At 46.4% G+C, this 17,235-nt stretch carries 14 protein-coding genes; 7 read left to right on the top strand and 7 right to left on the bottom strand.

Annotated features, from left to right (window positions below):
• Positions 1 to 248: 248 nt before the first annotated feature.
• From fre to trxA, 6 genes are all read right to left on the bottom strand, one after another.
• Entirely contained in the window at positions 249 to 956 is a 708-nt protein-coding gene (fre, locus tag NB504_RS08675; RefSeq protein WP_017044373.1) for an NAD(P)H-flavin reductase, read from the bottom strand.
• 14 nt (positions 957 to 970) lie between these two features.
• Positions 971 to 1,240, bottom strand: a complete 270-nt coding sequence (locus NB504_RS08670) for a 2Fe-2S iron-sulfur cluster-binding protein (protein ID WP_013855397.1) — start codon at positions 1,238 to 1,240, stop codon at positions 971 to 973.
• Complete coding sequence (gene ubiD, locus NB504_RS08665) at positions 1,237 to 3,093, bottom strand: 4-hydroxy-3-polyprenylbenzoate decarboxylase (protein WP_258428654.1); 1,857 nt, start codon at positions 3,091 to 3,093, stop codon at positions 1,237 to 1,239. Before ubiD ends, NB504_RS08670 begins: the two co-directional genes overlap by 4 nt.
• Positions 3,094 to 3,170: 77 nt before the next feature.
• Positions 3,171 to 4,166 carry a hypothetical protein gene (locus tag NB504_RS08660; protein WP_258428653.1) on the bottom strand — a complete coding sequence of 332 codons (996 nt, stop codon included), beginning with the start codon at positions 4,164 to 4,166 and terminating at the stop codon, positions 3,171 to 3,173.
• 108 nt (positions 4,167 to 4,274) lie between these two features.
• On the bottom strand, positions 4,275 to 5,534 hold the full coding sequence (rho, locus tag NB504_RS08655; RefSeq protein ID WP_010319292.1) for a transcription termination factor Rho: 1,260 nt from the start codon (positions 5,532 to 5,534) through the stop codon (positions 4,275 to 4,277).
• Between the two features lie 199 nt (positions 5,535 to 5,733).
• The gene (gene trxA, locus NB504_RS08650; RefSeq protein WP_010319293.1) at positions 5,734 to 6,060 is read right to left on the bottom strand and encodes a thioredoxin TrxA; all 327 of its coding nucleotides are present in this window, start codon (positions 6,058 to 6,060) and stop codon (positions 5,734 to 5,736) included.
• A 111-nt stretch (positions 6,061 to 6,171) separates the two neighbouring features.
• Between trxA and rhlB the strand changes: the two genes are divergently transcribed.
• Together rhlB and gppA are read left to right on the top strand one after the other, a co-directional pair.
• Positions 6,172 to 7,482 carry an ATP-dependent RNA helicase RhlB gene (gene rhlB / locus NB504_RS08645; RefSeq protein WP_026027733.1) on the top strand — a complete coding sequence of 437 codons (1,311 nt, stop codon included), beginning with the start codon at positions 6,172 to 6,174 and terminating at the stop codon, positions 7,480 to 7,482.
• Positions 7,483 to 7,489: 7 nt separating this feature from the next.
• Complete coding sequence (gppA, locus tag NB504_RS08640; RefSeq protein ID WP_017045714.1) at positions 7,490 to 8,983, top strand: guanosine-5'-triphosphate,3'-diphosphate diphosphatase; 1,494 nt, start codon at positions 7,490 to 7,492, stop codon at positions 8,981 to 8,983.
• A gap of 105 nt (positions 8,984 to 9,088) precedes the next feature.
• Here the strand turns inward: gppA and NB504_RS08635 are convergent, their stop codons facing one another.
• Positions 9,089 to 9,763, bottom strand: a complete 675-nt coding sequence (locus NB504_RS08635) for a 7-cyano-7-deazaguanine/7-aminomethyl-7-deazaguanine transporter (protein ID WP_258428652.1) — start codon at positions 9,761 to 9,763, stop codon at positions 9,089 to 9,091.
• A 391-nt stretch (positions 9,764 to 10,154) separates the two neighbouring features.
• Here NB504_RS08635 and gmk point away from each other — a divergent pair, with 391 nt between their 5' ends.
• From gmk to NB504_RS08610, 5 genes are all read left to right on the top strand, one after another.
• Positions 10,155 to 10,778, top strand: a complete 624-nt coding sequence (gmk, locus tag NB504_RS08630) for a guanylate kinase (protein ID WP_258428651.1) — start codon at positions 10,155 to 10,157, stop codon at positions 10,776 to 10,778.
• Between the two features lie 103 nt (positions 10,779 to 10,881).
• Positions 10,882 to 11,154 (top strand): DNA-directed RNA polymerase subunit omega, encoded by a 273-nt coding sequence (gene rpoZ, locus NB504_RS08625; RefSeq protein ID WP_013855406.1) that lies wholly within the window; start codon positions 10,882 to 10,884, stop codon positions 11,152 to 11,154.
• Positions 11,155 to 11,194: 40 nt separating this feature from the next.
• Complete coding sequence (gene spoT, locus NB504_RS08620) at positions 11,195 to 13,315, top strand: bifunctional GTP diphosphokinase/guanosine-3',5'-bis pyrophosphate 3'-pyrophosphohydrolase (protein WP_017045712.1); 2,121 nt, start codon at positions 11,195 to 11,197, stop codon at positions 13,313 to 13,315.
• 207 nt (positions 13,316 to 13,522) lie between these two features.
• The gene (gene recG, locus NB504_RS08615) at positions 13,523 to 15,601 is read left to right on the top strand and encodes an ATP-dependent DNA helicase RecG (protein ID WP_258428650.1); all 2,079 of its coding nucleotides are present in this window, start codon (positions 13,523 to 13,525) and stop codon (positions 15,599 to 15,601) included.
• A 219-nt stretch (positions 15,602 to 15,820) separates the two neighbouring features.
• Positions 15,821 to 17,215, top strand: coding sequence for a uracil-xanthine permease family protein (locus tag NB504_RS08610; RefSeq protein ID WP_088720728.1), 1,395 nt, complete (start codon positions 15,821 to 15,823; stop codon positions 17,213 to 17,215).
• The last annotated feature ends 20 nt before the right edge of the window (positions 17,216 to 17,235 follow it).

Below are 17,235 nucleotides of genomic sequence, written 5' to 3'. Positions count from 1 at the left end.
AAAGTGTCAAACACTTTATTAAATTATTTCGTCTTACCGATTTGACCTACTGATTGGCTGGCTAATTGGGCTTGAACCCTTACTGGCTGTGCCGTGTCAGTGAGGCGGCATTATAGGGAGAACGAAGATGAGTGCAAGCGGTTTTTAATAAAAAATAAGAAAAACATCTATTTTGTTTAAATAGCAGCCACAAAGCGTCAAAAGAGAGCATTTCGCTCTCTTTTGATAGGCTTTAATCTCTCTCGATCTTAAATAAAAGCGTAGGCATCAGCAAACATGTGATCGCTTTTTGCATTTTTGTATTGGGTAAACTGTTCTCTTGCTGCTCCAGCCATATCAAAACGACCTGCAATATAAATGTCGTACGCTTCTAACGACTCGAAATCATCATTGATCGCTTGGAGTACATTGCCAACCTTGCCATTCCAACCTTCATCAGCCGTTTCAACAACAGGTACAAAGTGGATGTTCTCAAATTGCTGAGCAATCTCACTCAGTTCTGTTTTTGCATAGAGTTGGTAAACGTCTTTTGCTCCCCAGTACAAATAGATAGCGTTACTTTTCTTTTGGCTAATACAGTGATCTAAAATCGAGCGTACATAGCTAAAACCTGTTCCTCCAGCAATGAGTAGTAGAGGGCGCTCATTTTCTTTTACCCACGCATCACCATGAGGTGCATCTATATTGACTAAACCCTTGTTGCTTAATGCCGTTCTCATTTTCTCAACCACTTCCTGTGCATAAGCATTGTGCTCGGCGGCACCAATGTGCAACTCTAGTTCACCAGTACGGCAAGGGCTGCTTGCGATAGAAAATGGACGTTTATCTTTCTCACCCATTTCTACCATGAGATATTGCCCAGCTTTAAATGCAAGAACACTTTCAGGTTGGAGGATGATTTTATAAGTATTAGAGGCTAATGGCTCAATTGACTTTACTTTACATTGGGTGGTCATGTTTTTCCTCTGGCTTACTCTGCAAAAGTAAGTACTAAGTTACTTGTTGCAAAGGCTTGGCAAGGGAATATCCAACCTTGTCGCTGCTCTTCGTCAGTCAACATCGGTTCTAAGTTATATTCCACTACACCTTCTAATTTTCTGCACATACACATAGCGCATGCACCTATTTGACAACGGTGTGGAAAAGAGATGTTCTTGTTGAGCGCAGCTTCCAACACCGTTGTACCGTCTTGCACTTCAAAAGTATCGCCTTTCGGCAGCAAGATCACCGTATAAGTCATAAAATACCTAGCTCATCCCAGAGCGAGTCTATTTTGGTGACGACCTCGTGATCTTTTTGGATTGGCGTCCCCCACTCTCGCTGAACTTCACCAGAGAGTTTGTTGGTTGCATCCAGCAGGAGCTTGGAACATTGCCCTTCATTAGCTTCTATACGATCAGTATCTCGAGACGGATCCATGCGCGTGGTTATCGCCCAAATCACATCATTCCAATCTCGGATATTCACATCATCATCACAGAGCACAACAAACTTCAGATTTGAAAATGTCTCTAAAAATGCCCATATCTTTTTTAACAGCTCTTGAGATTGACCAGCGAACGCTTTGTTCATGGATACAATCAAGAAACCATCATTAGAAAATGGCACTAAATAGATATCAACAATCTCAGAATGCTGTGCTCTAAGCTGATCCAAATGCTCAGCTTTGATCTGAGGAGCCGTTGATGGTGATGACTGTTGTCTTGTACCGTCACTCTCGACATCCCATTTAATGGTAGCATCTAAGCCCATTTTGGAGCCTAGCCCCACCACTGGAGAGGCAAAATCAAGTGAATCAATCGGTGTATGTTCGATGAATAAAGTGTCTCGGACTGGGTCCATATGTGTTGTCATTGCATTGATAACTGAATTCCAATCACGAGCATCGACTAATTCATCGCACACCACCACATATTTAGTGTACATAAACTGGCGAAGGAACGACCAAACTCCCATCATGACTCGCTTTGCATGACCAGGGTATTGCTTTTTCATCGTCACCACCGCCATTCGATAAGAACAACCTTCCGGCGGTAAATAGAAATCGACGATTTCAGGGAACTGTTTTTGGAGTATAGGTACAAACACTTCATTTAACGCAACACCAAGCACAGCTGGTTCATCAGGTGGGCGTCCGGTATAAGTGCTATGGTAGATAGGATTGCTGCGCATTGTGATATGCGTAACCGTAAAGACACGATGCTTTTCAACTTCATTATAGTAACCCGTGTGATCACCATAAGGCCCTTCGTCAGCATATTCGTTTGGATCTATGTAGCCTTCCAGCACAATTTCCGCACTAGCAGGCACATCTAGATCATTACTGAGCGATTTAACCACTTCTGTTTTACTGCCTCGTAGCAATCCCGCAAAAGCATATTCAGAAAGCGTATCTGGCACTGGTGTCACCGCGCCTAGAATGGTTGCAGGATCAGCACCAAAAGCCACTGAAACTGGGAAATTCTCTCCGGGGTGAGTGTCCATCCAATCTCTTAAATCTAGAGCACCACCACGATGCGCCAACCAACGCATGATGACTTTGTTTTTACTGAGTTTCTGTTGGCGATAAATCCCGAGATTTTGTCGCTTCTTGTTTGGCCCTTTAGTGATCGTCAGCCCCCAAGTCAGAAGAGGAGCAACATCATCGGCCCAACAACTCATCACTGGGATTTTGTCTAAGTCAACATCGTTGCCCTGCCAAACAATCTCCTGGCAAGGAGCCTTGCGTAGTCGTTTGGTTGGCATGTTGAGCACTTGCTTAAATAAAGGCAATTTATCGATAGCATCTTTGAAGCCCTGTGGTGGCTCGGGCTCTTTGAGATAAGCCAGTAATTTGCCGACTTCCCTTAACTCTTGGACCTCTTTACGCCCCATGCCGATCGCGACGCGTTTTGCGGTGCCAAACAAGTTAGTGAGCACGGGAACCGTATAACCGATCGGGTTTTCAAATAGCAAGGCAGGACCTGCGGCACGCAAAGTGCGGTCGCTAATTTCCGTCATTTCATAATGAGGGTCAATCGGGCAAGTAATGCGTTTTAGTTGGCCTGTTTTTTCCAGATGGTCAACAAATTCACGTAAATCCTTAAAGCTCATAGGCCTACTACATCGCTGATTAAACTGCAGGCAGTATAACAAAAACAACCCATTAACGATCCCCAAATTTCATAGGGTTATTGAGAGAGGGCTTGCAAAATACCACGACTTTTCACCTGAGAATTACTCACCAGTAAATCCTTTAGCCAGCGGCTGTGTCCTTGCTCGACCAAAGCAGTGGCCACTAAATTGACCTCTTCATTGATTGACATTTTGGCTATCAGAAAGTCGCGGATATCAGGACGCATGGGGCTAATGCGAACTAATGCCTTAATCGCTTGTACTTTTAAACTTGGATTTTCACTGGCGGCCATGATCTGTTTTATCGCAAATTCATCGCTTACGCTGGCTAATCGTGTGAGTTCCTGCTGAATGGAGAAATCGACCCGCATCAGCCACAGGAGTTTATAGATTTTAGGATCTTCACTAACTTGAGCTAATCGAACCATCACTTGTGTGGAAGGCAACCATCCGGTCACTGGCTCTGATGTCAGTTGCTCAGTGAGCGCAGCTAAAGCACTTGGGGATAGTGTATCTAACTCGCGGATCAGTAACGTTTCGCGAATTTTTACTTGATATTGAGTCCCTGACAACCATGTTTTCAGTACTAGCTCTTGGCGCTCGGCCTTCACCAAGAAATCGAGAATGGTTTGTTCCTGCCGCCAACGCTTTAATAAACGGCTGGCTATCGCAGAAGAGTCAAAAGCTGGGGTTGAGAATTCATAGCCTTGTTCTTTTTCGACAACTTGATAAGTGGGTGCAAGCGCTTGCTGCTCTTCAATGAAGATAACCATATTCGGCGTTAGCGCGAGATCCAACTGCTCGATTTTTTGCAGCAACAGAAAACGTGCAGCTTCTTGCGGTAATAGCGCTAAACGTTGTAATGAAAAACGCAAAGAATCAAATTCATCACGTACCGCGTACTGCAATAGCTCTGCACTTTTATGGCGAATTTGTTCTTCCTGAAGCCATTTTTGAGCTGTATCAGACGTTATTTCTATAGAGGCAGCACTTGGCCACGCACAAAATAAAAATAGCGAGAGGAGAAGCGACGACAACATTCCTTGTTGCATTTTAACCTCATTGTAACATTTGGCCTATTGTGGAAGGTTAATGGGTTAAATGCAAACAAAAACGCCACCGATAAACGGTGGCGTTGGTCATACTAAACTTAGCGTCTATTATTGACGGCGCATCGCATCAAAAAACTCATCATTAGTTTTCGTCATCGCGAGCTTATCAATTAAGAATTCCATTGCGTCACTTTCACTCATTGGGTGAACGATCTTACGCAGAATCCACATTTTTTGTAACTCATCAGGTTTAGTAAGCAACTCTTCACGACGAGTACCGCTGCGGTTGAAGTCGATAGCAGGGAAGACACGTTTTTCCGCAATTTTACGGTTAAGGTGCAATTCCATGTTACCTGTACCTTTAAACTCTTCGTAGATAACTTCATCCATTTTAGAGCCAGTATCAACCAGTGCCGTCGCAATAATCGTTAAACTACCGCCTTCTTCTACATTACGAGCCGCACCGAAAAAGCGCTTAGGGCGTTGCAATGCGTTGGCATCCACACCACCAGTCAATACTTTGCCAGATGACGGGATCACTGTGTTGTAAGCACGAGCTAAACGTGTGATGGAATCAAGCAGGATAACGACATCTTTCTTATGCTCAACCAAACGTTTTGCTTTTTCGATCACCATTTCTGCCACTTGTACGTGACGTGAAGCTGGCTCATCGAACGTAGAAGCAACCACTTCGCCTTTCACAAGGCGTTGCATTTCCGTTACTTCTTCAGGACGTTCGTCAATCAGTAGCACCATCAACACACAATCAGGATGGTTGTTAGCAATACTTTGCGCGATATTTTGTAGCAACATGGTTTTGCCCGCTTTTGGCGGAGCAACAATCAAACCACGCTGGCCTTTACCAATCGGAGAGGCAAGGTCTAGAACTCGTGCCGTAATGTCTTCTGTCGAACCATTACCACGCTCCATGATCATACGTTCATTGGCATGCAGTGGAGTTAAGTTCTCAAATAAAATCTTGTTACGTGCATTATCCGGTTTGTCGTGGTTAACGGTGTTAACTTTTAACAATGCGAAATAACGTTCGCCTTCTTTTGGTGGGCGAATTTTGCCGGATACTGAGTCACCGGTGCGTAAGTTGAAACGGCGAATTTGGCTTGGTGATACGTAGATATCATCAGGGCCAGCTAAATATGAACAGTCGGCGCTACGTAAGAAACCAAAACCGTCTTGAAGAATTTCCAAGACCCCATCACCAAATATATCTTCACCACTTTTTGCGTGCGCTTTTAGGATGGAGAAGATGATGTCTTGTTTTCTTAGACGCGCTAGGTTTTCGAGGCCTAGGCTCTCACCAAGTTTCACAAGATCAGACACAGGTCTGTTCTTCAATTCTGTTAGATTCATTGTGGTGGATACTTGTTTAGTCAAAATAGGATCTATTTTCTAGTTAAGATGGATTTTGGTCTCAGGATCGACCAAGAAGTGAACACTTGTCTAATTAACGTGCGATAAACTAGCACTAAATAATAGCCTAGTCTAGAGTTTGTTTCTTTTCAAAAAAACAAAGCCGTGCATCAGAAAATGTACGGCTTTGCGATACCTGTTATAGGTTTGCGTCCAAAAACTCTTTCAATTGAGTTTTTGATAACGCACCAACTTTCGTTGCAGCGACGTTGCCATTTTTGAACAGCAGCAAGGTTGGGATGCCACGAATACCAAACTTAGGTGGAGTACCTGCGTTGTGGTCGATATTTAATTTACCGATAGTCAGTTTGCCTTCGTACTCGCTAGCGATTTCATCCAAAATTGGTGCAATCATCTTACAAGGACCACACCATTCCGCCCAAAAATCAACAAGAACAGGGCCTGCAGCTTTGATTACATCGTTCTCAAAACCATCATCTGTAAGCTGCAAAATCTTATCGCTCATCTTCCACTCCAATATGTTTTTCTGCACTGATTATAAGCTAACCAGTAAATAGATGCTCTATTGGAATGTATTTACTTTCGTATTGCAAGCTTAAGCTGATATTCTATGGCGATGAAAAAGACACATATCACAGAGCAAAAGTTCGCCGATTTGGGATTACATCCTCAAGTTGTTGAAGGATTGGAAAAAAAAGGGTTCGATTACTGTACCCCGATCCAAGCCTTGGCGTTGCCGGTACTGCTCACCGGCCAAGACATTGCAGGCCAGGCCCAAACAGGGACTGGTAAAACGCTTGCGTTTCTCGCTGCTACTTTTAACCACTTACTAACAACCCCTGAACATGAAGGGCGAAAACCGACGCAGCCGCGTGCCATTATTATGGCCCCGACTCGTGAGTTAGCGATTCAAATTTATAACGACGCCGAACCTCTGATTGCCAGCACTGGCATCAAAGCCGCGCTGGCTTACGGTGGTGAAAGCTACGATAAGCAGTTGTCTAAGCTGCAAGATGGTGTCGACATATTGATCGGTACAACAGGACGTATCATCGATTTCTACAAACAACACGTGTTTAACTTGAATAATATTCAAGCAGTTGTGCTAGATGAAGCTGATCGCATGTTTGACCTTGGTTTTATCAAGGACATTCGTTTTCTGTTTCGCCGTATGCCAGAACCTAAAGAGCGCCTGAACATGCTGTTTTCAGCCACGCTTTCTTATCGCGTTCAAGAGTTGGCGTTCGAGCACATGCATAACCCTGAGCACGTGGTTGTTGAACCAGAACAAAAAACTGGCCATCGCATCCAAGAAGAGCTGTTCTACCCGTCTAACGAACATAAGATGGCGCTATTACAGACACTGATAGAACAAGACTGGCCAGATCGCGCCATCATTTTTGCCAACACAAAACACCGCTGCGACTCTATTTGGGGTCATTTAGCTGCAGATGGGCACCGTGTCGGCCTACTAACGGGTGATGTACCGCAGAAGAAACGTGAAAAGATCCTTGAGCAATTTACTACCGGTGATGTCGACATTCTTGTTGCAACCGATGTGGCAGCGCGAGGCTTACACATTCCTCAAGTCACACACGTATTCAACTACGACTTACCTGATGACTGTGAAGACTACGTGCACCGTATTGGTCGTACAGGTCGCGCAGGAGAGAGTGGTCACTCGATTAGTTTTGCCTGTGAAGAGTACGCCATTAACCTAACCGCGATTGAAGAGTACACCGGGCACGCAGTTCCTGTTTCTGATTACGATGCATCGGCGTTGATTGAAGACTTACCACCGCCAATTCGTCTGCGTTCTCGTAATCCTCAGCAGCGCCGTACTAATAACAATGGCCCTCGTACTGGCAACCGTAAGCCACAAAGTCGTCGCCCACGTCAACCGCATCAAAGTAATAAGGGTTCGTAATCCATTTATGAGTAAAGCCGTTTCCTCGCCGCTCTACGCTGCCATCGACCTTGGGTCGAACAGTTTTCATATGCTCATCGTGCGTCATATTGATGGCAGTGTACAAACGATGGCCAAAATAAAGCGCAAAGTACGCTTGGCCGCCGGGTTAGATGATAACAACGCTCTTAGCCAAGAAGCGATGCAGCGAGGATGGGACTGCCTCAGTTTATTTGCGGAACGACTGCAAGATATACCCGCCAGCAATATCCGTATTGTTGGCACTGCCACACTGCGTACAGCCACCAACGTTGAGCTGTTTTTAACTCAAGCCAACCAAATACTCGGCCACCCCATTCAGGTTATTTCCGGTGAAGAAGAGGCGGCCACTATCTATAAAGGAGTGGCGCACACTTCAGGTGGCTTAGGACGACGCTTGGTTGTCGATATTGGTGGGGCCAGTACTGAACTCATCATTGGTGAAGGGTTCGATGCTAAAGCGTTAACCAGTTTAAAAATGGGCTGCGTCACTTGGCTTGAGCGCCATTTTAAAGACAGACAGCTTAACGCGGCTAACTTTAATCGAGCGATCGATGCGGCAAAACAGACGTTAGCGCCTATCCTTGAGCAGTACACACAGTTAGGTTGGGATGTGTGCGTGGGTGCCAGTGGCACAGTACAAGCGTTGCAAGAGATTATGCTGGCGCAAGGGATGGATGAGGTGATCACTCATACCAAACTAAAACGCTTGCAAAAACAAGCGATGCTCGCCGATCACTTGGAAGAGCTTGATATTGAAGGCTTAACTTTAGAGCGAGCGTTAGTTTTCCCAAGTGGCCTCTCGATTTTAATTGCCATCTTTGAACTGCTCGAGATTGAATCGATGACTTTAGCTGGCGGCGCATTGCGTGAAGGCTTAGTGTATGAAATGGTCGAAGAGCTGCGCCAAGATGACATTCGAACGCGTACCATCAATAGCGTCCAGGTGCGATATCAAATTGATGTTGACTACGCCAAGCAAGTGGCTCAACTTGCCCAATCGCTGCTCAAACAGTGTGGGGGGGAAGATTGGATTGCGGAACCGCAAGCTGAAATGCTGCTCACTACCGCTGCACAATTGCATGAAATAGGGTTAGCGATTGATTTAAAAAAAGGCGGTGAACACAGCGCCTACCTGTTACAAAACCTCGACTTACCCGGCTATACCCGTGCACAGAAACACTTTCTAGGCGAAATTGCTCGTCGTTATCGCGAGCAGCTCTCTTCATTGCCAGAGCAGTACGCTCTGTCGGGCAACAGCGCCAAGCGGGTGTTACGTTTACTGCGCCTTGCCGTATTGCTCAGCCATCGTCGTAACGAGGCACTACAGCCTAAATTTACATTACAAGCTCAAGGTGACCAACTGACTCTTCGGTTATCCGCCAAATGGCTAGCGGCCAATCCTCTCACCACCGCCGAGCTGGATATTGAAGCAAACCGTCAAAGCGACATTGGTTGGCCACTCATTATCGACCCATCATAGTTATAAGATGCAGACACATGAAAAAGCCCGAGCAGCACTTGCTCGGGCTTTGATTTTCTATCTTCCTAGTATAATGGCTTGCTACTCCACTACTGAACATTTCAACTACTGAGCATTGATCCCAACGGTTCGAAAATCAGGGTTGACCGCTGTCAGCTTGCGGATCAAGTAATTGAGCAGCACACCGTACATCGGCACAAACAGGCCTAAACTGATCACCAGTTTAAAACCATAATCAACCAAGGCAATTTCGGTCCAATGTTCAGCCATGAACGGATCGGGGCTTTGATAGAAAGCAATCGCAAAAAAAGCGACCGTGTCTAATGCATTACCAAATAACGTAGAACATGTTGGCGCAACCCACCACTGCTTCATCTGGCGCAGACGATTAAACACATGCACATCCATAATTTGCCCGAGCAAATACGCCATAAAACTGGCAGTCGCAATACGCGCAACAAACAGATTAAACTCATGAAGCTGAGCAAGCCCTTGGAATTGACCTTCAAAAAATAGTACCGAGAGTGCATAAGAAACAATCAAAGCCGGTAACATCACTAAGAAAATGATTTTACGAGCCAACGCTGCACCAAAAATGCGTACAGTGAGATCCGTTGCCAGAAAAATGAATGGGAAAGTAAATGCGCCCCAAGTGGTATGTAAACCAAAGACAGTAAAGGGCAACTGAACCAGATAATTGCTTGATGCGATAATGATCAAATGAAATAGCACTAAAAGTGCCAAAGCTTTGCGCTGCTGCGCAAGGGTAAAGTAACTCATTGTGTACCTTTTTAGTTTGTTTTGGGGGCGAGGGAACCCAAATCGAAGAATTAGTCTTACATTAATTTATAGGCTTACCTCGCGATCATATTCAAATCACGAGCTCAGCGGCGGGCGATTATACAGCAATAAACCCCCTCGACAAGCCTTGAAATAAGAGCAAACGTTTACCCATTGAAGAAAATATCACCGTTTTAAAATTCCCCTTTCACAGCTAAAGGCCGACCTTTTTGTTGTAGACATCCATGGGAACGTGCTACTCTTCGCCTCCATTTTTTCTGGCCTTATTTTCATTTTCTAGGATGAAACTCTCTGGGTCAGTGCTATCTTTTAACATGCTGATAGACGCAAATATCAGCATTCAATCCTAACCTAACGTGGAACAGAACAGATGGGCAAAGGTACTCTTTATATCGTCTCTGCACCCAGTGGTGCAGGCAAATCAAGCTTGATCTCTGCGATGTTGGAAACCAACCCAACCTATGCGATGAAAGTCTCTGTTTCACATACCACACGCGGCATGCGCCCGGGCGAACAAGATGGTGTTCACTACCATTTTGTGCAAAAAGAGCTGTTTGAAGAGTTGATGACTAAAGGTGAATTTCTCGAACATGCTGAAGTATTTGGCAACTACTACGGCACCTCTAAGGTATGGATTGAAAATAACCTCAACAAAGGCATTGACGTTTTTCTTGATATTGACTGGCAAGGCGCGCGTCAAATACGCGACAAAATGCCCGATGCAAAAAGTGTGTTTATCCTTCCTCCTTCAAAAGAAGAATTGGAACGCCGCTTGAATGCTCGTGGTCAAGACAGTGAAGCCGTCATTGCTAAACGTATGAATGAAGCTCAAGCTGAAATCTCGCATTACACCGAATACGACTATGTCATCATAAATGATGATTTCGATGTGGCATTAATGGATTTCAGAGCTATTTTACGTGCTGAACGATTGAAGCAAGACAAGCAAGCTGCTAAATATAACAGCATGCTCAACGCGCTACTGGCGGAATAATCACCCGCTCAAACAAGGCAAAGTCTATCGCTAGTATAAACAAAGATTAGACTGTATACTTTCTCGTCATTTAAAAATTTTTAGTTAACTATTTGGAGTTCTCATGGCACGCGTAACTGTTCAAGACGCTGTTGAAAAAGTGGGCAATCGTTTCGACCTAGTTCTGATTGCGGCTCGCCGCGCTCGTCAAATGCAAACTGGCGGTAAAGATTCATTGGTGCCAGAAGAGAACGATAAGCCAACCGTTATCGCTCTGCGCGAAATCGAAGAAGGTCTTATCACGAAAGATGTGCTTGATGCTCGTGAGCGCCAAGAGCAGAAAGAGCAAGAAGCCGCAGAATTGGCCGCCGTAAGCAGCATCGCTCACAACCGTTAATTTCTGCTATTCAAATTCAACAACCTTCCGGGCCTATAATTTGTATCTATTTGATAGCCTTAAAGACGTTGTCCAAGAATACCTAACAGAGCCTCAAATTGAGGCTCTGCGTCAATCTTATGTGGTCGCACGTGAAGCCCATGAAGGGCAAACCCGTTCTAGCGGCGAACCTTACATTATTCACCCTGTTGCGGTTTCTCGAATTTTGGCTGATATGCGCCTTGATTTGGAAACGCTACAAGCAGCGTTATTACATGATGTCATCGAAGATTGCGATGTCACTAAAGACGATCTTGAAGCGCAATTTGGTCACGCCGTGGCGGAATTGGTAGACGGGGTTTCTAAACTCGACAAGTTGAAATTTCGTGATCGTAAAGAAGCCCAAGCCGAGAACTTTCGTAAGATGGTGCTGGCAATGGTGCAAGACATTCGCGTTATTCTCATCAAACTTGCTGACCGCACACACAATATGCGTACCCTTGGCGCATTGCGCCCGGATAAAAAGCGCCGTATTGCCCGTGAAACGTTAGAGATTTACGCGCCTCTTGCTCACCGCTTAGGGATTCATAACATCAAGACTGAGCTAGAAGAGCTTGGCTTTGAAGCATTGTACCCGAATCGTTATCGCGTATTGAAAGAAGTGGTAAGATCCGCTCGCGGTAACCGCAAAGAGATGATCCAACGCATCCACAGTGAAATTGAAGGCCGCTTGCAAGATTTCGGTTTGAAAGCACGCGTGGTCGGCCGTGAAAAGAACCTGTTCTCCATCTATAACAAGATGAAAACCAAAGAGCAGCGCTTTCACACCATTATGGACATCTACGCTTTTCGAGTCGTGGTCGACACTGCAGATACTTGTTATCGTGCATTAGGCCAAGTTCATAGCTTGTACAAACCTCGCCCGGGGCGCATGAAAGATTACATCGCCGTACCCAAAGCGAACGGCTACCAATCTTTGCATACCTCGATGGTCGGCCCACACGGCGTCCCAGTTGAAGTGCAGATCCGCACTGAAGACATGGAACAGATGGCCGACAAAGGTGTTGCTGCTCATTGGTCTTACAAAGGTAATGGCGAACGCACTGGCACCACCGCGCAAATTAAAGCACAGCGCTGGATGCAAAGCCTACTTGAGCTACAGCAAAGCGCTGGCAACTCGTTTGAGTTTATTGAGAACGTTAAGTCGGATCTTTTCCCTGATGAAATCTACGTCTTCACCCCCAAAGGCCGCATCGTTGAACTGCCTGTCGGGGCAACTGCGGTTGATTTTGCCTACGCGGTACACACCGATGTCGGTAATACCTGTGTTGGAGCTCGTGTTGATCGAAACCCTTATCCGTTAAGTAAATCACTGAAAAACGGCCAAACGATTGAAATCATCAGCGCACCTGGGGCTCGCCCTAATGCCGCTTGGCTCAACTATGTGGTCACGTCTCGCGCTCGTACTAAGATACGTCAAGTGCTTAAAACCATGCGCCGTGAGGAATCGATCACACTTGGTAGACGTTTGCTCAATCACGCGCTGGGTGATCTTTCACTCAGTGACATCAGTGACGAGAACATTAAGCATGTGATTGGTGAGCTTAAAATGGCCACGGTCGATGATCTGCTGGCCGCGATTGGTTTAGGCGAACTGATGAGTATTGTCATTGCGCGTCGTCTGCTTGGCGATGCTGATGAGCTGACCGAAGTGGAAAGCAATGATGGCAAACCGAAAAAGAAACTGCCGATCCGCGGCGCTGAAGGTATTTTGCTCACGTTTGCTAACTGCTGCCACCCCATCCCAGACGATCACATCATTGCGCATGTATCTCCGGGTCGTGGTTTAGTGGTGCATCGTGAAACCTGCCCTAATGTTCGTGGCTACCAAAAAGAGCCGGATCGTTACATGGCGGTTGAGTGGTCTAAAGATTACGACCAAGAGTTCATCACCGAACTGAAAGTGGACATGCAAAACCACCAAGGTGCGTTAGCGGAACTGACGAATGTAATCTCGAAAACAGGTTCCAACATTCATGGCCTCTCCACCGAGGAGCGTGATGGACGTTTGTATACTGTCACTGTGCTGCTGACCACCAAAGATCGCATTCACTTAGCAAACATCATGAAAAAAATTCGTGTGATGCCTCATGCACTGAAAGTGCGACGCCGGAAAAATTAAACTATCCAAATAAATAAAACCCCTTGCGGCTAACCACTCATGGGGTTTTTTATTTTCCGACACCCTACCCCCATCTTACATTTTAGGCGTCACTATTCAAATTAGCCGATGGCCTGCCGCTTATCGACCATTACATGATTTTATGCTGTACAAAAAAACAGTTCGATGGTTGAATAATACATAACGATACTGTTAATGAGCCCTGTTATGTCACAGCTACTGTCCGCGATTCCTCTCACCTCACTCTCTGGCGTGGGCGCTAAAGTGGCTGAAAAACTGGAAAAGGTTGGCTTAATCAGTGTGCAAGATCTGCTGTTCCATCTCCCTTTACGTTATGAGGACCGCACACGGATCTACCCTATCGCTAAATTGCATCCCGGGCTTTGGGCCGCCGTGCAAGGTAAAGTCATGGCGGTGGATACGGTTTTTGGCAAACGCAAAATGCTCACAGTAAAAATAAGCGATGGTAACGGCACCATTACGCTGCGTTTTTTTAACTTTACTGCTGGGATGAAAAACAATTTCACTGAAGGTAAGTTAGTGCACGCTTACGGTGAAATTAAGCGTGGTGGATTCGGCCTTGAAATTGTTCATCCTGATTATAAATTTTATGCTCCTCAGCAACAGCCAGATGTCGAAGCTAACTTAACACCCGTTTACCCAACAACCGATGGCCTGCGCCAACTCACGCTACGCACACTCACTGATCAAGCATTAAGTTTACTCGACAAAGCCGCCGTACAAGAATTGCTACCTGCCGGGTTGTATGATCACCAAATTACGCTCTCTGAAGCGCTGCACATCATTCACCGGCCGCCACCGGGCATTAACCTGCAACTGTTTGATGAGGGGAAACATCCGGCGCAGGTTCGCCTAATTATGGAAGAGCTGTTGGCGCAAAACCTCTCCATGCTGGCTGTACGCCATCAAGGCCAGCAAGATATGGCATTGCCACTGGCTGGGTCTGGCACACTCAAACAACAACTGCTTGCACAGCTGCCTTTCTCTCCCACTAAAGCACAAACACGTGTTGTGACAGAGATCGAAGCCGATCTGGCACAAGCTCACCCCATGATGCGTTTAGTACAAGGTGATGTGGGCTCAGGGAAAACCTTGGTCGCTGCATTAGCCGCCGCACGAGCTATCGAACATGGCTATCAAGTAGCATTAATGGCACCGACGGAATTGCTGGCCGAGCAGCACGCGATTAACTTTGCCAACTGGTTTGAAGCAATGGGCATCCAAGTCGGCTGGCTGGCGGGTAAATTAAAAGGCAAAGCGAAAGAAACAGAACTGGCTCGCATTGCCAACGGTGAGGCAAAAATGATAGTGGGTACTCACGCTCTTTTTCAAGAACAAGTTGAATTTCATCACCTTGCGCTCGTCATCATTGATGAACAACACCGCTTTGGCGTCCACCAGCGTTTAGAACTGCGTGAGAAAGGAGCGAAGCAAGGCGCGTATCCGCACCAGTTGATCATGACCGCAACGCCGATCCCACGAACTTTAGCGATGACTGCTTACGCTGATTTAGAAACCTCCGTTATTGATGAACTGCCACCGGGACGAACGCCCATTCAAACTGTCGCAATCCCAGATACAAAGCGTGATGATATCGTCGAGCGCGTACGTCATGCCTGTTTGAGTGAAGGAAAACAGGCTTATTGGGTCTGTACTTTGATTGATGAGTCTGAGGTGCTAGAAGCGCAAGCCGCCGCCGACACAGCGCAAGAACTACAACGCACTCTGCCCGATGTCAAAATCGGTTTGGTGCATGGCCGAATGAAGCCAAGCGAAAAACAAGCGGTGATGCAAGCCTTTAAAAACAATGAACTGCACTTGCTGGTTGCTACAACGGTGATTGAGGTTGGCGTTGACGTGCCGAATGCGAGCTTGATGATCATCGAAAACCCTGAGCGTTTGGGCTTAGCACAGTTGCACCAATTACGCGGCCGCGTAGGGCGAGGCTCTGTCGCCAGCCACTGCGTATTGCTCTACCATGCACCACTATCGAAAACCGCGCAAAAGCGCTTGGGCGTACTGCGTGAGAGCAATGACGGTTTCGTAATTGCTCAGCGAGACTTAGAAATTCGCGGTCCGGGTGAGCTGCTTGGTACCAAACAGACCGGCCTCGCGGATTTCAAAATTGCGGATTTAGTCCGTGACCAAGGTTTAATTCCTGAAGTACAGCGCATTGCTCGCTACTTACACGACCATTATCCAAGCCACGCGACCGCCATTATCGATCGCTGGTTAGGAGAGAAGGACATCTACGCCAAAGCATAAGATTGTTCGTTCTGTATTCCCCTCTCCCTTACACAGCAAAGCAAACGTTTGCTTTCTTGCGTAAACCATCTATAATTTCGCCAATTTTTTTTAGTGAACTACTCACTTATCCAGTCCGAGCAGATTCTGATTAACAGCAATCACAGATGACGTGTCTGCTCCACTTAGTGCTCCCACTCAGCGAACGCTAAGACAACAACGCACCATTAGGAAAACAGTATGACTATCCACAACGCTTCGCGTAAGTCTGATTTGGTTTATCAACTCAACGATAGGCCACCGCTACCCCAAACCATTTTCGCCGCTTTACAACATTTGCTAGCCATGTTTGTTGCGGTCATCACCCCTTCGCTCATTATTTGCCAAACACTTGGGGTTTCTGCCGAACAGACCAACACCATCATCAGCATGTCGCTGTTTGCATCTGGCTTATCCTCCTTTATCCAGATCCGTACCATTGGCCCGATTGGCTCCGGTTTACTTTCTATCCAAGGCACCAGTTTTAACTTTCTTGGGCCAATTATTGGCGCAGGCTTGTCATTAAAAGCGGGTGGTGCAGATATCAGCACTATGATGGCGGCGATCTTTGGCACCATTTTAGTCGCTTCTTTTGCTGAAATCCTATTATCACGAGTGCTGCAATACGCGCGCCGCGTGATCACGCCGCTGGTGTCGGGCATTGTGGTCACCCTGATAGGCTTAACACTGGTACAAGTTGGTTTAGTTTCTATGGGTGGCGGCTATGCTGCGCTCAGCGATGGCACTTTTGGCAGCTTAGACAAACTGGCGCTGGCGGGAACCGTGCTTGGACTTATCGTGCTGCTCAACCGCTCAAGTAACCCATACATTCGCGTAGCATCGATTGTGATTGCAATGTTCGTCGGTTATATCATGGCTTACTTGATGGGGATGGTGAACACTGATTCACTGAGTGAAACCGCCCTGATTGCTCTACCAATACCTATGCAGTTTGGTTTAGGTTTTGATTGGTCACTCTTTATTCCCCTGGTACTGATTTTCTTGATCACCGCATTGGAAGCGATTGGTGATATCACCGCCACTTCTGAAGTGTCGGGCGAGCCTGTCAAAGGGCCGATTTACATGAAGCGTATTAAAGGTGGTGTGCTGGCTGATGGTTTGAACTCCGCGCTGGCGGCGGTCTTTAACAGTTTTCCCAACTCGACCTTTAGCCAAAACAATGGCGTAATTATGCTCACCGGGGTTGCCAGCCGTTATGTGGGTTACTTTATTTCCGCCATGCTGGTGTTGCTCGGCCTGTTCCCAGGCGTGGCAAGCTTTGTACAATTGATTCCTGAACCGGTACTTGGCGGTGCAACCATCGTCATGTTCGGCACCATTGCAGCCGCGGGTGTGCGTATTATTTCCCGTGTGGATCTCGACCGCCGCGCGATTTTAATCATGGCACTGTCGTTTTCGATGGGGTTAGGCATTGCGCAAAAGCCAGAGATTCTGCAATTTATGCCCGAGTTCATTAAGAGCATTTTTTCATCCGGCGTAGCGGCTGGCGGTATCACCGCCATTTTGCTCAACTTGCTACTGCCAGAAAAATTGCCACGCGAAGAAGAAGAACTCGACGAGCTCAAAACCAACTGATTGCATGGATGGGCCCAAAA

Source organism: Vibrio sp. RM-69-4 (assembly GCF_024743775.1).
Lineage (GTDB): Bacteria > Pseudomonadota > Gammaproteobacteria > Enterobacterales > Vibrionaceae > Vibrio > Vibrio anguillarum.
The sequence above is the reverse complement of the archived record's forward strand: the minus strand, read 5'-3'. Positions and strand labels throughout refer to the sequence as shown.

What these genes read in the sequence shown, in the direction of transcription:
- fre (WP_017044373.1), bottom strand. Translation starts at nt 956, where the DNA reads ATGACCACCCAATGTAAAGTAAAGTCAATTGAGCCATTAGCCTCTAAT.
- NB504_RS08670 (WP_013855397.1), bottom strand. Translation starts at nt 1,240, where the DNA reads ATGACTTATACGGTGATCTTGCTGCCGAAAGGCGATACTTTTGAAGTG.
- ubiD (WP_258428654.1), bottom strand. Translation starts at nt 3,093, where the DNA reads ATGAGCTTTAAGGATTTACGTGAATTTGTTGACCATCTGGAAAAAACA.
- NB504_RS08660 (WP_258428653.1), bottom strand. Translation starts at nt 4,166, where the DNA reads ATGCAACAAGGAATGTTGTCGTCGCTTCTCCTCTCGCTATTTTTATTT.
- rho (WP_010319292.1), bottom strand. Translation starts at nt 5,534, where the DNA reads ATGAATCTAACAGAATTGAAGAACAGACCTGTGTCTGATCTTGTGAAA.
- trxA (WP_010319293.1), bottom strand. Translation starts at nt 6,060, where the DNA reads ATGAGCGATAAGATTTTGCAGCTTACAGATGATGGTTTTGAGAACGAT.
- rhlB (WP_026027733.1), top strand. Translation starts at nt 6,172, where the DNA reads ATGAAAAAGACACATATCACAGAGCAAAAGTTCGCCGATTTGGGATTA.
- gppA (WP_017045714.1), top strand. Translation starts at nt 7,490, where the DNA reads ATGAGTAAAGCCGTTTCCTCGCCGCTCTACGCTGCCATCGACCTTGGG.
- NB504_RS08635 (WP_258428652.1), bottom strand. Translation starts at nt 9,763, where the DNA reads ATGAGTTACTTTACCCTTGCGCAGCAGCGCAAAGCTTTGGCACTTTTA.
- gmk (WP_258428651.1), top strand. Translation starts at nt 10,155, where the DNA reads ATGGGCAAAGGTACTCTTTATATCGTCTCTGCACCCAGTGGTGCAGGC.
- rpoZ (WP_013855406.1), top strand. Translation starts at nt 10,882, where the DNA reads ATGGCACGCGTAACTGTTCAAGACGCTGTTGAAAAAGTGGGCAATCGT.
- recG (WP_258428650.1), top strand. Translation starts at nt 13,523, where the DNA reads ATGTCACAGCTACTGTCCGCGATTCCTCTCACCTCACTCTCTGGCGTG.
- NB504_RS08610 (WP_088720728.1), top strand. Translation starts at nt 15,821, where the DNA reads ATGACTATCCACAACGCTTCGCGTAAGTCTGATTTGGTTTATCAACTC.